Source organism: Streptomyces sp. NPDC101118, assembly GCF_044759445.1.
Lineage (GTDB): Bacteria > Actinomycetota > Actinomycetes > Streptomycetales > Streptomycetaceae > Streptomyces.
In genome coordinates this window covers 13,261-27,858 of the sequence record NZ_JBIVZG010000040.1, presented here as the reverse complement: position 1 = coordinate 27,858, position 14,598 = coordinate 13,261, and the positions used below count along the sequence as shown (strand labels likewise).

Below are 14,598 nucleotides of genomic sequence, written 5' to 3'. Positions count from 1 at the left end.
CCGGGCCCCCCTCACAGGGGTGCCCCTACGGGACACCGCGCAGCGACGCGTAGCGCCCTTGACAGGGTGCCCCGGCCCGGAAACCCTCGGTCGGCGGACGGCCCCAGACCGGCGCCCTCCCTGAGGCGGGCCCAGGTGACGTGGCCGTGGGGTGGTCTTGCTGTCCTTGGCCTGGGTGGTGCCGTGGTGGGGTGGTCTTGCTGTCCTCGGCCTGGGTGGTGCCGCCGTCCGGTCACCTCCCTCCCCTCGCCCAGGCGATGCCGCCGTCCGGCCACCTCGCCGACCCCGACCCCAACCCCGGCCTCCGGCGCTACCTACTCGGTACGAACACCACCGGCGTCCCCGGGCGGGCCTGGGCCGCTGCGTCCAGGGCACTGCGGGGCACGACGCCGACCACCGGGTAGCCACCCGTCACAGGGTGGTCCGCCAGGAAGACGACCGGCATCCCGTCCGGCGGCACCTGCACCGCCCCCAGCACCATGCCCTCGCTCGGCAGCTCCCCGGACCCGGTACGCGAGCGCACGAGAGCCGGCCCGCCCTCGGTCCGCAGCCCGATGCGGTTGCTGGCCGGGGAGACCCGGTAGCCGCCGCGGGCCAGCGCCTCCGCGGCCCCCTCGAACCAGTCGTCCCGCGGCCCCAGCACGACGGGCAGCACCAGCTCACCGGGCGGAGCCGGCGCGGGCAGTACGTCAACGCCGGGGATCTCCCCGGCAGCCTCGGCCGCCCCACCCACGGCGAGCTCGACCCCCACGGCGAGCGGCGCCGGCCCGAGCCCCGAGAGCAGGTCGGCGGACCGGCTGCCCAGCACCTCCGGCACAGCGATCCCTCCCCGCACCCCCACGTACGAGCGCACGCCCCGCACCGCCCGCCCCACCTCCAGCACCGCGCCCACCGGGACCAGCACCGGCGCACCCCAGGCCACCGGGCGCCCGGCCACGCGTACCGGGCAGGGCGCACCCGTCACCGCCACCGTGACCGGCGCCAGCGCCCTCAGCCCCACCCCGTCGAGGGTGGTCTCCAGCGTGGCCGCACCGGGCGGATTGCCCAGCAGCCGGTTGGCCAGCACGTGGGCCCCGCAGTCCAGGGCGCCCGACAACGGGACCCCCACGTGCGCGTACCCGGGCCGCCCGAGGTCCTGCACGGTGACGAGGGCACCGGCCCGCACCACCTCAAGCGCGGCACCGCGGGCACCCCCAGCACCCATTCCGCCCACTCCGCTCGCCCCGCGCAACCCCCTCGCCCCGCGCAACCCACTCGCCCCAGGCGATCCACTCACCCCACTCAGCCCATGCACCCCACTCACCCCGCCACCTCCCGGAACCGCACCCGGGTGCCCGGCGTGAAGAGGGCCGCCGGGTCACGGTCCGGGTCCCACAGGACCGCATCCGTACTCCCGACCAGCTGCCACCCTCCCGGCGACGACCTCGGGTACACCCCGGCGAACTCGCCCGCCAGGGCCACCGAGCCGGCCGGCACCGACGTGCGCGGCGTCCCGCGACGCGGCACGTGGAAGCGCTCGGGCAGCCCCGTCAGGTAGCCGAACCCGGGCGCGAAGCCGCAGAAGGCCACCCGGAACTCCACGGACGCCATGACCTCCGCCACCGGCGCACCCCACAGCTCCGCGACCTCCGCCGCGTCCGGCCCGTCGTACCTGACCGGCACCACCACCTGCGGACCCGCGGCCGGCACCAGCGGCGGCACCTCCCACCCGGGCAGCCGGGCCGCCAGGGTAGACGCGTCCGCCACACCGTCCAGCAGTACGGTCCGAGCCGCGGGCACGATCTCCCGTACGACCCCGAGCTCCCCCTCCGCCCGCCGCCGCACCAGCTCCGCGTGGAGCGCCGCCACCTCCTCCCCGGAACCCACCTCGATCAGCAGCGCCTCGCGCCCCACCCGCAGCACCCTCACGCAAACCCCTCCACCCGGACCCCCGTCGCCTCCAGCTCCCGCCGCACCCGCCGGGCCAGTTCCACCGCGCCCGGCGTGTCCCCGTGCAGGCACAGCGACCGGCCGGCCCCCGCGCCCACCAGTGTCAGGGCCTGGGCCACCACCGCCTCCGGCTCGTGCAGCACCGCTCCCGGCTCGGTGCGCGGCACCAGCGTGCCGGCCTCCGTGTACGCCCGGTCCGCGAAGCACTCCGGCACCGCCGTGAGCCCCGCACCCGCCGCCGCCTCCAGCAGCAGCGAACCCGGCAGCCCCAGCACCGGCAGGGCGCCTCCCGCCAGCCGGACGCCGGCGACCACCGCCCCCGCCTGCTCCGCGTCGTGCACGGTGCGGTTGTAGAGGGCGCCGTGCGGTTTGACGTACGACACGGCGGACCCCGCCGCCCGCGCGAACACGTCCAGGGCCCCGATCTGGTACGCCACCTCGTCCGCCAGTTCGCGGGCAGGCACGTCCATCGCGCGCCGCCCGAACCCCGCCAGGTCCCGGTACGAGACCTGCGCCCCGATCCGCACGCCCCGCTCCGCGGCCAGCTCGCACACCCGCCGCATGGTCGACGGGTCCCCGGCGTGGAAGCCGCACGCGACGTTCGCGCTGGTCACCACCGACAGCAGCGCCTCGTCGTCCGTCAGGGTCCACCGGCCGAAGCCCTCTCCCAGGTCGGCGTTGAGGTCGACGACCCGCGGGACGGTTCCCGATGCGCCAGCTACGATCATGGAATCCATGCCGCGAGCGTAGGCCACGTACGCGTCGCACCCAGCCCAGCCACTCACCACACCCACACACCCACCCACCCCAGAGCCACTCACCGCGCCCACCCACCCCAGCCACTCACCCCCACCCACCCACCCACCCCGAGTGCGCACCGCATCCCGCCCCAGAACAATCCATCCGAACCCTGCCGTTTGGGTCGTTGTCAGGGTGACCGCCTAATCTTTCCGTCGTGACGTTTCCTGCCCCGGCGAAGACCCTTCCGTCCCCGGCACCGGGCCCGGCCGCCGACGAGGGCCTGGCACGGCGGCTCCGCGCGCTCGCGTGCACCGCCCCGCTGCACGACCTGGACGCCCGCAAGGCCAACCTGGCCGGCGAGTACACGGTCTACGCCATGGCCGAGGTCGCCCTCGCCGCGATCGACCTCGTCACCCTCAACATGGACTTCGACACGGGCGCGGACCACGAGCAGATAGTCCACCGCCTCCTGCCGCGCATCGCGGCCCAGGCCCCCGGGCGCCCCACCGCCGAGCACGAGCGCGTGGCCCGCTGGGTGCTCGAGAACCTGATCAACGTCGGCAGCGTCGACCGCGGCTTCCGCGCGGTCTACGGCACCTTCGGCCCCGACGGCGTCTACGTGCGCCGGGACTACGACTTCAAGCTGATCGAGGAGGTCCCCGGGTACGGCGGCACGGTCTACCTCCGGACCACCGACGAGGCCGTCAACGTCCTGGTCGGCGCCCTGGACACCGACGTCACCAGCGCCCAGATCGCCGCCGAGGTGAAGCTGGAGGTGCTGATCAGCCGCGGCCGCCTCGCGGACGCCCAGCTGGCCGCCGAGCAGGCCCGCTACCGCACCGTGCAGTTCGCCGAGACGCTCCGCAAGACCCTGGACGCCACCCGGCGCAACGTCCGCGCCGTCGACTGGCTCCAGACCGTCCCCGACATGATCGCCGAGGCGCTGGACCACGTGGCGGACCGCTACCGCCACGAGAACGCCATCCTCACCAACATCCGCAAGGCCCGCGACGAGGCCGAGGACCCGGAGAACAAGCGGCGCGCCGCCGAGCTGGTGGACATCGTCAAGGACTGCATCCGCCGCCACACGCAGCTCCAGTCCCGCCTCCTCGAAGCGGGACCGCTCTTCCGCGCGGAGCAGGACCGGCAGGCCTTCGCCGCGCCCGCCGCGCGCGCCGGCATCGACCTGTACGGACAGCTCCTCGCGCCCACCCTCCCGCTGCCCCTGGAGCAGGCGACGCAGGTCACGGACGCCTTCTTCGCCGCTGGCACGGGCCTGCGCACGCCGGTGTCGGTACGCGTCGCCGACCTGGTCGAGATCCTGCTCACCCCGCCCCTGGAGCGGGAGCACCTCGGGGCCGAGATGCCCGAGCCGGACCTGATCGCGACCCCGGACGACAGCCGGTTCAGCGAGGAGCAGCTCGCCGCCGCGACGGAACTCCTCGACCTGCCCCACGACGCCCCGCGCCGGCTGTCCGGCCTGCTGGCCGAGGCGCGACGGCTCGACCCCGACCTGCCCTACCTGGTCGCGCTGCTGGCCGTGCACGCCGCGAGCCCGGCCGTCGGCACGGCGTACCGCCAGGGCGAGGAGCGGCTGCTGTTCGCCGTGGACGACGGCGCCCGGCTGGACGACCCGGAGTTCGGCGGTGCCGACCTCATCGTCGGCACCGCGCTGCTCGACGCCGCGGGCATGGCCGCCGACCGTACGGAGGCGGCGTGACCCCGTACGACCCCACCCACCCCCGTACGACCAGCACGTGCCCAGCAGTGACAGCCAAGGAGCCCCAGCCGTGACCGACCACGCCGAGCACCCCGCGTGGAGCGACCCCGACGCCCCGTCGGACCAGGTCACCACGGGGCCCGCAGCCACCACGGCGCCCGCAGCCACCACGGCTCCCGCAGCCACCGCGGGGGCATCCGCAGCCACCGCGGGGGCACCCGCCCCCGTCACGCCCGCCGACGCGGCGGACGCGGCCCGTCTCGTCGCCTTCGGCCTCCAGCCCAAGCTGGCGCCCGCCCGCGACCACGAGTACGCCGAGCTGCTCCGCCGCTACCGCGAGGACCCCGCCTTCGCGCGCCTGGCCGACGCCGTCGCGACCGGGCTCGGTCTGGTCGTCCTGGAGGTCTCCACCCGCGCCGGCATGGCCGTGGCCGCGGGCGAGGACTCCGTCTTCGCGGTCCGGATGGGCGACTACGCGCGCCGCACCGCCGCCGACTCGGGCGACCGCTTCCTGCACGGCCTGGCCCACCTCGCCGTGGCCGCCCTGGCCTTCCCCCGCCCCGAGGACCTCGCCGACGACGGGTACATCGGCCGCATCACGGTCAACGGCGTCGACGCTTTCGTCCGGCAGGCCTGCCGTCGCCTGGAGGAGCGCGCCGAGGAGCTGGGAGAGAACTCCGACCCGGCCAGCGACGCCCCCGGTCTGGAGGCGGCCTGGCGCGTCTACGCCCGCCGCAGCGCCACCGGTGCCACCAAGGACGCCCGCCGGCTGGCCGGCTCCACCACGGGCATCGTCGGCAAGGCGGTCGCCTTCCTCACCGACTCCGGGTTCCTCCAGCGCACCGGGGACGACGCCGGAGGCACGTACCGCACCACCGCCCGTTACCAGCTCCAGGTCCGGGACATGGCGGGCAGCGCCGCGATGGCGGAGCTGCTGGAACTGGGCGTGGTCCCCGTCACCGACGGCTCGGCCAGCCTGCTGCCGCCGCCGGAGGGCGACGACCTGGAACTGGTTGCGGACGCGGGCCTCCCGTTCCACGCGTAGCCGCGCCCCGCAGCCCGCCGAGCAGCCCCGCCCGCCGAGCACCCCCCAGCCCGCCGACCCCTCGCACCCCGACCCCCCGCACCCCCCGGCCCCCACCCCCCGGCCCCCGCACCAGCCGCACGACCACCACCACGAGAGTCCGCCGCCATGTACGAGCTGTCCCGGATCCGCCTCTACTCCATCGGGCCCGCCGGCGCACGCTACGCCGACACCGTGCTCGACCTGCGCGGGGTCGGCGAGCCGGTGCCCCACCCGGCCCCCATGCAGGCGGAGTTCTTCGAGGAGGAGCCCGTCGGCCCGCCGCGCCGGCCCGCGCCCGCGGGCGTGCTCTTCCTGGAGAACGGCGGCGGCAAGTCCGTACTCCTGAAGCTGATCTTCTCGGTGATGCTCCCCGGCCACCGCAACACCCTCGGCGGCGCCAGCTCCGGCGTGCTGCGGAAGTTCCTGCTCGCCGACGACTGCGGGCACGTGGCGCTGGAGTGGCAGCACACCCAGACCGGTGAGTGCGTGGTCGTCGGCAAGGTCAGCGAGTGGCGCGGCCGCCAGGTCTCCAACGACCCGCGCAAGTTCGCCGAGGCCTGGTACTCCTTCAGGCCCGGCCCGGGCCTGAGCCTGGACAACCTCCCGGTCGCCGAGTCCACGGCGGTCCGCCCGCCCGTCGAGGGCGCCTCCGGCGCCCAGGGCCGGCGCCGGACCATGAAGGGCTTCCGCGACGCGATCACCGAGGCCGGCAAGGCCTACCCGCACCTCGACGTGTGCTGGGAGGAGATCCACGACCGCTGGAACGAGCACCTCACGGAACTCGGTCTGGACCCGGAGCTGTTCCGCTACCAGCGCGAGATGAACGCCGACGAGGGCGAGGCCGCCGGCCTCTTCGCGGTCAAGAAGGACTCCGACTTCACCGACCTCCTCCTGCGCGCCGTCACCGACACCCGGGACACCGACGGCCTCGCCGACCTCGTGCACGGCTTCGGCAACAAGCTGGGCCGCCGCGCCGAGCTGATGGCCGAGCGCGACTTCACCGCCGGCTCGGTCGACCTCCTCGGCCGCATCGTCGAGGCCGCCGACACCCGAGCCCGCACCCGCGACATCCACGCCGGCGCCGAGCGGCGCACCCGCACCCTCGCCCGGCGCCTGTCCGCCCGGGCCGCCGAGGAGCGCGGGCGGGCCGCCGAGCTGGCGCAAGCCGTCACGGCCGCCGCCCACCAGGTCACCGAGGCCGAGGGCGCCCGCGGCCGCAGCTCCCTCGTGGCCGCCGAGCTCGCCTACCGGCACGCCTCCCTGGCCCTCGCCGTGGCGGAGAAGGCCGCCGCCGCCCAGAAGCGCGAACTCGGCGACGCCCGCACGCTGTACTCGGCCTGGCAGGCCGCCGAGGCCGTGCTGCGCCACCGCGCCGCCGCCGACCGCTCCGCCCGCGTGGCCGCCGCCATCCGCGAGGCCGAGCGGGACGCCGCGCCCGCCCTGGCCGCCCGCGCCACGGCCGCGGCCGAGCTGGTACGCGCGCTCCACGCGGCCGCGGGGGAGGGCGAGCGCGTCGCCAACGAGGAGGAGGAACGCTCCGCCGGGCTCCAGGCCGCGGGCGAGGCCGCCTACCGCGACGCCACGGCCGCGGCCACCGGCGCACAGCGGGCCCGCAGCGAGGCCGAACACCTGCGCCAGCGCCTCGCCGAGGTCGAGCAGGAGACCGCCGAGGCGGTCCGCGCCGGCTGGCTGGACGACTCCGCCCCCGACGCCGACCCGGCGCGTGCGGCGCTGGCCGCCAGCGATGCAGAGAAGACCGCCGTCGCCGCCTGGGACGAGGCCCGCGAGGCGGCCCGGGGCGCCTCCGACACCGCCCGTGAGGCCGCCGCCGCGGCCGCCCGCGGTGAGCTGGCCGCCGCCCGCGCAGCGGATGCCGCCGACGCCGCCGAGGGCGCGTACGAGGCCGAGCGCCGCGCCGCCGAGTCGCTGGCCCAGGAGCCCCGCCTCGCCGAGCTCCTCGGCCTCCCGGCCGCCGGCGACCCGTCCCCGCAGGCCCCCCGCCCCACCGACGACGGCACCGCGGACGCCGGACCGCACGGCCCCGGCGCGACCGCCGACGCCGCCGACCCCGGCCTGCCCGCCACGCACCCCGGCCTCCTCACCGCCGAGGACCTCGACCGCAACGCCGAGGACCTCCAGCACCTCCTCGACCAGGGCGTCACCGCCGCCGAACGCCAGCTCTTCGAGCTGCGCACGGCCGCCGCCGACGACTCCCGCATCCTCGGCGCCCTCGGCGACGGCGGACTGCTGCCGCCCGGCCCCGACGTGCTGGCGACGGTGGAGTACCTCGGCGAGCACGGCATCCCGGCCCTGCCCGGCTGGCGCTACCTCGCCCAGTCCGTGGACCCCGCCGACCACGCCGCCGTCCTCGCGGCCCGCCCCGAGCTGGTCGACGGCGTCGTCATCACCGACCCCGACAGCCACGCCCGTGCCCGCGAGGTCCTCGGCTCCGCCGCGCTGCTGCCGCGCTCCGCCGTGGCCGTCGGCACCGCCGCCGCCCTCCTCGCCCCCGTGCCGCCGGCCGGGGCCGACGCGGGCGTGTTCCTCGTACCGCCGAACCCGGCCATGCACGACGAGCACGCCGCGGACGAGGAGCGGCAGGCCCTGCGCACGCGGGCCGCCGAGCGCGACGCCGAGATCCGCGCGCTGGCCGCCCGGCTCGCCGGGGACCGCGCCCTCGCGGCCCGGCTCGGCTCCTGGCGCACCGGCTGCCCGCCCGGCCGCCTCGCGGAGCTGGCCGAGCACGCCCGTACCGCCCGCGCCGCCGCGGAGGAGGCCGCCGCCGGGCTGGCGGAGGCCCGTACCGGGCGCGCCGAGACCGAGGAGGCGGCCGCCGACGCCGCCCGGGTCCGCGACGAGCGCCAGGAGGCGGCCCAGCGCGCCCGGCGTGCCGCCGACGCCCTCGCCGGACTGGCGTTCCGGCTCCGCGAGCGCGCCGGCTGGGGCTCCCGGCTGCGTGAACTGGCCGACGAGGCCGCCGAGTCCGAGGCCCGCGCCGAGGCCTGCCTGGAGCGCGCCCGCGCCGCGGACGAGGACCGCCGCGCCGCGCAGCGCGCCGCCGACGACGCCCGCCGCACCGCCCGCGCCCTGCGCGCCGAGCGCGCGGAGATCGCCGGCGCCCCGGACCCGGCCGCCGAGAACCCCGACCAGCTCCCCTCCCCGGACGCCGGCGAGGAGCGGCCGCGCGCCTCCCTCCCGGCCCTCCGCGAGGCCTACCGCGCCGCCTCCCAGCTGTACGAGAAGGTGGGCGTCGGCGCGGACCTGCGCGCCGAGCAGGCCCGCGCCGAGAGCGACGAGAGCGCGGCCCTGGCCGAGCTCGACCGGCTCACCAACAAGGTCCGCACCCGTGCCGCCCAGCTCCTGGAGGGCACGGACGGCGCCGACGGCCCGTCCCGCCAGGCCGCGGCCGCCCGTGCCGAGTCGCTCGTCCAGATGCTGGAGTCGCGTGCCTCCGCGGCCAGCGAGCAGCTCGGCCGCCTGCGCGGCGAGGCCGAGCGCCTCGCCCCCACCGACGGCGAGGCGCACGTCGAGCTCACCGAGGAGCAGGTCCCGGCCGACGTGGAGCGGGCCCAGGCCATGCTGCGCGCCGCGAGCGCCCAGCTCGCCGCCCACACCGGGGCGGTGGACAGCGCCCGTGCCGCGCACACCGAGCTGCTGGCCGCGCACCGGGCCGCCGAGGACGCCGTCGGCGGCTTCGACGAGACCGCCGCCCTGCTGCGCGACCTGCTGCGGGACCACCACCCGGCCGAGGACGAGGACCAGGAGACCGGCCCGTACCCGGGCAGCCTGGAGGAGGCCCGGCACTCCGCGGCCGAGGCCCGCCGCTCGCTGCGCGGCTGCTCCGCCGACCTCTCGGCGGCCGAGGCGGCCGTGCGCGAGGCGAGCGACGTCCTCGTGCGGCACGCCAACTCCACCCGGTACGAGCAGGTGCGCACCCCCGCGCGCCAGCAGATCCGGGAGCTCCCTGCGGCCGCGCTGCCGGAGCACGCGGCGTCCTGGGCCGCCGCGTTCGCCCCGCGCCTGCGCGTCCTGACCGACGAGCTGGAGCAGCTGGAGCGGAACCGCGACAGCATCGTGGACCGGCTCCGCGGACTCGTGGAGTCCGCGCTGGCCACGCTGCGCTCCGCCCAGCGGCTGTCCCAGCTGCCGGAAGGCCTGGGGGAGTGGTCGGGCCAGGAGTTCCTGCGGATCCGCTTCGAGGAGCCCGACCAGGCCACGCTCACCGAGCGGCTCGGCGAGGTCATCGACGAGGCCACCCGCTCGGCGGTCAGGAAGAACGCCTCCTTCGGCGAGGGCCGCCGCGACGGCATGTCCCTGCTGCTGCGCGGTGTCCACGCGGCGCTGCAGCCGCGCGGCATCTCCGTGGAGATCCTCAAGCCGGACGCCGTGCTGCGCGCCGAGCGCGTGCCGGTGGGCCAGATGGGCGACGTGTTCTCCGGCGGCCAGCTGCTCACCGCCGCCATCGCGCTGTACTGCACGATGGCCGCGCTGCGCAGCAACGACCGCGGCCGCGACCGGCACCGCCACGCGGGCACGCTGTTCCTCGACAACCCCATCGGCCGCGCCAACGCCACGTACCTGCTGGAGCTCCAGCGGGCCGTTTCGGACGCGCTCGGTGTCCAGCTGCTCTACACCACCGGTCTGTTCGACACGACGGCGCTCGCGGAGTTCCCGCTGGTCATCCGGCTGCGCAACGACGCGGACCTGCGGGCGGGCCTGAAGTACATCAGCGTGGAGGAGCACCTGCGGCCCGGCCTGCCGGTGCCCGACCCGGAGGGCGAGCAGGTGCACGGCGAGATCACGGCCACGCGCATGTTCCGGCGCAGCCAGACGCCGGCGGAGTAGCCGGTACCGGCGCCCTCGCCCCCACCCCGCGCCGCGGCGGTCAGGCTTCCTTCAGCCGGCCGCCGCGCTGCCGTATCCGGGCCGCCTTGCGAGCCCGCCGGCGTGCGCGCCGCCGCTCGCGGCGGAGCCGCCGTGCCGTGCTGCTCGGCACCGAGACCACGCCGTTCCGCTGGTTCCACATCTGCCGGGTCACCCACACGTCCAGCACGCCCCAGGTGGCGACGACGGTGCCGGCGATCGCGCCCAGCACCATCGGGAAGGCCAGCCAGGACCCGGTGACCGTCAGGAGGAACGTCACCGAGGCCTGGATCAGCGTGAGCGACACCAGCAGCACGGCCCGCACCGCGGAGGTGCGCACCGGATCCGGCAGTCTGCGCCGCCCGACCGGTTCCTCGACCCACAGCCCGCGCTGCCTCGGGACGCCGGGCCCCGAGCGGTAGCCGTAGCCGAAGGCCACGCCGGAGCGGTAGCCGTAGTCCTCTTCCTGCGTCGCGTACGCGGTCCCGCGGCCGGTCCCGGCCGCGCGCACCGCTTCGTACTGCTCCCTGCCCATGGTCCGCTCACTCCCCACCACACGGCTCCCCATGCCGTTCTGAACAGAAAGACGATTCACACCCGCTCGTGATTCCCGCCGGAGCTTGACGGAACGAAAGATTCCAGCCAACCGCCACGATGGGCGAACTGACGCCCCACCAGGTGTCATGTGCCACATTTCGGGCTGCTCTTGACCGGAAGTATCGGACAACTGGTGATCTTCGTCCAGGGCTCCGGCCGAAAACGTCCGGACACGCCTTCGAGTTGCCTGCGGGGCAGTAGTAGGCTCACGCCGTTTATTGACGGAACACCTACCCCGCACGCGGGGGTTGAGCTGGGGGAGGCCATGCGCTTTCGCGGGGGAACCATCCGCCGGAAGATCGTGGCGCTGCTGCTTGTGCCGCTCGTCTCCCTGACGGCCATGTGGGGCTTCGCCACCGTCATCACGGGCCGCGAGGCCGCCCAACTCCTCGACGTGGCCTTCGTGATCGAGAAGGTCGGCTATCCCGTCGAGGACGTGGTCCGGGTCATCCAGAAGGAGCGCCGCCAGAGCCTCGTGCTCCTCGGCGACCCGCGCGCCTCCCAGGAGCTCGCCGAGCTGGCGCGCCGCCGCACCGCCACCGACAAGGTGGTCGCGAAGATCCGCCGCGACGCCCTCGACCCGGACGTCCAGGAGGAGCTGTCCTCGGACACCTCCGGCCGGCTGAACTCCATCCTCGACGCGTTCGAGGAGATCGAGGCGCTGCGGCGCTCCGTCGACCGCACCGAACTCGACCCCGACCAGGCGCTGGAGCTCTACAACCGGCTGGTCGACCCCTGCTACACGTTCCTGATGAACCTCCACGGCCTCGACAACGTGGAGATGGACAAGCAGGGCCGCGCCCTGGTCGGCATCACCCGCGCCCGCGAGACCCTGTCGCGCGAGGACGCCGTGATCGCCGCCGCCCTGGCCGCCCGCCGCGTCACCGCCCAGGACACCCGGACCGTCTCCGACCTGATCGCCAACCGCCGCCTGCTCTACGCCTTCAACCTCGAGGTCCTGCCCGGCGAGGAGCGCGAGCGCTTCGAGAAGTTCTGGCTGAGCCCCGAGACGCGCCCGCTGCGCGACGCCGAGGAGGGCTTCATCGCGCAGGGCCCCACCAAGCGCCCGCGCGCCGTGACCGCCGCCGAGTGGAAGGAGGCGACCGGCCAGGTCCTCGACAAGCTCGGCGAGATGGGCACCCAGGCCGGCGACCGCTACCAGCAGCGCGTCGAGCCCCAGGCCCACCTGGTCCTCCTCAAGGCCGCCATCGCCGGCTTCCTCGGCTTCCTCGCCCTGCTGGTCTCCGTCCTGCTCTCCGTGCGCATCGGCCGCGACCTGGTCCGCGACCTCTCCCGGCTGCGCAAGGAGGCCCACGAGGTGTCCGGCGTCCGCCTGCCGAGCGTGATGCGCCGCCTCGCGGCCGGCGAGCAGGTCGACGTCGAGACCGAGGCGCCCCGCCTGGAGTACGACAAGGACGAGGTCGGCCAGGTCGGCAAGGCCCTCAACACCCTCCAGCGCGCGGCCGTCGAGGCCGCCGTCAAGCAGGCCGAACTCCGCCGCGGCGTCTCCGAGGTGTTCGTCAACCTCGCCCGCCGCAACCAGGTGCTGCTGCACCGCCAGCTGACCCTGCTGGACGCCATGGAGCGGCGTACCGAGGACTCCGAGGAGCTCGCCGACCTCTTCCGCCTCGACCACATGACCACCCGCATGCGCCGCCACGCCGAGGGTCTGGTGATCCTCTCCGGCGCTGCGCCCTCCCGTCAGTGGCGCAAGCCGGTCCAGCTGATGGACGTGGTACGCGCCGCGGTCGCCGAGGTCGAGGACTACGAGCGCATCGAGGTCCGGCGGCTGCCCCGGCTCGGCATCGCCGGCCCCGCCGTCGCCGACCTCACCCACCTGATCGCCGAACTCATCGAGAACGCCACCGTGTTCTCGCCCCCGCACACCGCGGTACAGGTGCTCGGCGAGCGCGTGGCGAACGGCTTCACCCTGGAGATCCACGACCGCGGCCTGGGCATGGCGCCCGAGGCCCTGCTCGACGCGAACCTCCGGCTCGCCGAGACCCCCGAGTTCGAGCTCTCCGACACCGACCGGCTCGGACTCTTCGTGGTCAGCCGCCTCGCCCAGCGCCACTCCGTCCGCGTCTCGCTCCAGACGTCCCCGTACGGCGGCACCACCGCCGTCGTGTTCATCCCGGCGCCCCTGCTCACCGAGGCGCCCGAGACCAACGGCACCGGCTTCCGCCTCGACAAGTCCGACCGCGACGGGCGCAAGGCGGTCGGCCCCGGCCGCACAGGCGGTACGCCCGGCCTGCCCGGCGCACCGCGGCGGCCCGGCCTGGCGGGCGTACCCGTGCAGGCCGGCCCCTCGATGGTGCTGGACGGCCCGGTGGAACTGGAGGCCCCGATCAGCGTGCTGGGCCTGGACGACGCCGAGGTGCTGGACGGCATCCCCGGCATCGACGACGCCCCCTCCCGCGGCGGCCTGCTCGGCGGCGCCCGGCCCGGCACCGCGGCGCAGGAACGTACCGCCGGCGGACCCGTACGGCTGGAGAGCGCCCGCCTGGACGGCGTACCCGGCGACGGCGGCCGGACCGAGGGCCCGCGCCTGGAGGCCGCCCGCACCGACGCCCGTCCGGTCTCCGGCGGCCCCGTACCGCTGCCGCGCCGGCGCCGCACGCCGACGCTGGTCGCCGACCACGGGCGGCGCGTCGACACCCGCCCGGTGTCGGTCGTGCCCCAGCCGGCCCCCGCCGAGCCCGCACCCGTCCGCGAGGGCGGCCCCGCCGGCCGGACCGCACGCCCGGCCACCCGGGACACCGGCCCCCACGCCCCGACGGGCCCGGACCGCGCCCCCCTGGCCGGCCGCCCCGCAGGCAGGGAGCCGGCCACCGGCGGCGAGCCGCCCACCGGGCCCGGCGGACTGCCCCGCCGCGTCCGGCAGGCCAGCCTGGCACCCCAGCTCAAGGACGCGCCGCCGGCACCGGCGCCGACCGGACCGGCCGAGGACCGGGACGCGGACGAAGTGCGCAGCAGGATGTCCGCCCTCCAGCGTGGCTGGCAGGCGGGCCGACGGCACAACGCCGGGCAGCCGCCCGGTCCAGCCCTGAACGACCCACGCAACGCAAGCAGCACATCGGAGGGGGACGGTCGATGACCGCACCGCAGACCGCAGCGCACGAATCCGGCAGCCGGGGCGACGGCCAGCTGAACTGGCTCCTCGACGAGTTGGTCGACCGGGTCGGCAGCATCCGCAAAGCGCTGGTCCTCTCCGGGGACGGACTGCCGACCGGCCGCTCCAAGGACCTCACCCGCGAGGACAGCGAGCACCTGGCCGCGGTCGCCTCGGGCTTCCACAGCCTGGCCAAGGGCGTCGGCCGCCACTTCGAGGCGGGCCAGGTCCGCCAGACCGTGGTCGAGCTCGACGAGGCCTTCCTCTTCGTCACGGCCGCGGGCGACGGCAGCTGCCTGGCCGTCCTGTCCGACGCGGACTCCGACGTCGGCCAGGTCGCGTACGAGATGACCCTGATGGTCAAGCGAGTGGGCGCCCACCTGGCGACCGCGCCGCGCGGCGGGGCCCCAGCCGGAGGGTGAGGCGGACCGCATGACGGCCACAGGTCCGATCCCCACCCCGTACCACCCGGAGGACTCCGCGGGCGCGTTCCAGGACCCGGAGGGCCACGACGGCCTCCGGCACCCGGACGCGGCCCCGGGGGACGCGTTCCCGGCGCCCGACCCGTAC

9 protein-coding genes are annotated in these 14,598 nt (G+C 76.1%); 5 read left to right on the top strand and 4 right to left on the bottom strand.

The window, feature by feature from the left end; all coding sequences use genetic code 11:
- Positions 1 to 310: 310 nt before the first annotated feature.
- The 3 genes from ACIQUQ_RS35120 to ACIQUQ_RS35110 form a co-directional block, all read right to left on the bottom strand.
- Positions 311 to 1,204, bottom strand: coding sequence for a biotin-dependent carboxyltransferase family protein (locus tag ACIQUQ_RS35120; RefSeq protein WP_403984228.1), 894 nt, complete (start codon positions 1,202 to 1,204; stop codon positions 311 to 313).
- Between the two features lie 95 nt (positions 1,205 to 1,299).
- Positions 1,300 to 1,908: an allophanate hydrolase subunit 1 gene (locus ACIQUQ_RS35115; protein ID WP_403984226.1), complete on the bottom strand. Its 609-nt coding sequence runs from the start codon at positions 1,906 to 1,908 to the stop codon at positions 1,300 to 1,302.
- A complete protein-coding gene (locus tag ACIQUQ_RS35110) occupies positions 1,905 to 2,666 on the bottom strand; it encodes a LamB/YcsF family protein (protein ID WP_403984224.1) in 762 nt (253 codons plus the stop codon). Before ACIQUQ_RS35110 ends, ACIQUQ_RS35115 begins: the two co-directional genes overlap by 4 nt.
- Before the next feature lie 218 nt (positions 2,667 to 2,884).
- Between ACIQUQ_RS35110 and ACIQUQ_RS35105 the strand changes: the two genes are divergently transcribed.
- The 3 genes from ACIQUQ_RS35105 (at position 2,885) to ACIQUQ_RS35095 (ending at position 10,301) form a co-directional block, all read left to right on the top strand.
- Positions 2,885 to 4,390, top strand: coding sequence for a hypothetical protein (locus tag ACIQUQ_RS35105; RefSeq protein WP_403984222.1), 1,506 nt, complete (start codon positions 2,885 to 2,887; stop codon positions 4,388 to 4,390).
- Between the two features lie 70 nt (positions 4,391 to 4,460).
- Positions 4,461 to 5,435: a hypothetical protein gene (locus ACIQUQ_RS35100; RefSeq protein ID WP_403984220.1), complete on the top strand. Its 975-nt coding sequence runs from the start codon at positions 4,461 to 4,463 to the stop codon at positions 5,433 to 5,435.
- 147 nt (positions 5,436 to 5,582) lie between these two features.
- On the top strand, positions 5,583 to 10,301 hold the full coding sequence (locus ACIQUQ_RS35095; RefSeq protein WP_403984218.1) for a hypothetical protein: 4,719 nt from the start codon (positions 5,583 to 5,585) through the stop codon (positions 10,299 to 10,301).
- 40 nt (positions 10,302 to 10,341) lie between these two features.
- On the opposite strand, the gene ACIQUQ_RS35090 is transcribed toward ACIQUQ_RS35095, so the two are convergent.
- Positions 10,342 to 10,854, bottom strand: coding sequence for a hypothetical protein (locus ACIQUQ_RS35090; protein WP_403984216.1), 513 nt, complete (start codon positions 10,852 to 10,854; stop codon positions 10,342 to 10,344).
- Positions 10,855 to 11,181: 327 nt separating this feature from the next.
- On the opposite strand from ACIQUQ_RS35090, the gene ACIQUQ_RS35085 reads away from it, so the two are divergent.
- Both ACIQUQ_RS35085 and ACIQUQ_RS35080 read left to right on the top strand, forming a co-directional pair.
- A complete protein-coding gene (locus tag ACIQUQ_RS35085; RefSeq protein WP_403984214.1) occupies positions 11,182 to 14,013 on the top strand; it encodes a nitrate- and nitrite sensing domain-containing protein in 2,832 nt (943 codons plus the stop codon).
- Positions 14,010 to 14,450 (top strand): roadblock/LC7 domain-containing protein, encoded by a 441-nt coding sequence (locus tag ACIQUQ_RS35080; protein WP_399947304.1) that lies wholly within the window; start codon positions 14,010 to 14,012, stop codon positions 14,448 to 14,450. Before ACIQUQ_RS35085 ends, ACIQUQ_RS35080 begins: the two co-directional genes overlap by 4 nt.
- The last annotated feature ends 148 nt before the right edge of the window (positions 14,451 to 14,598 follow it).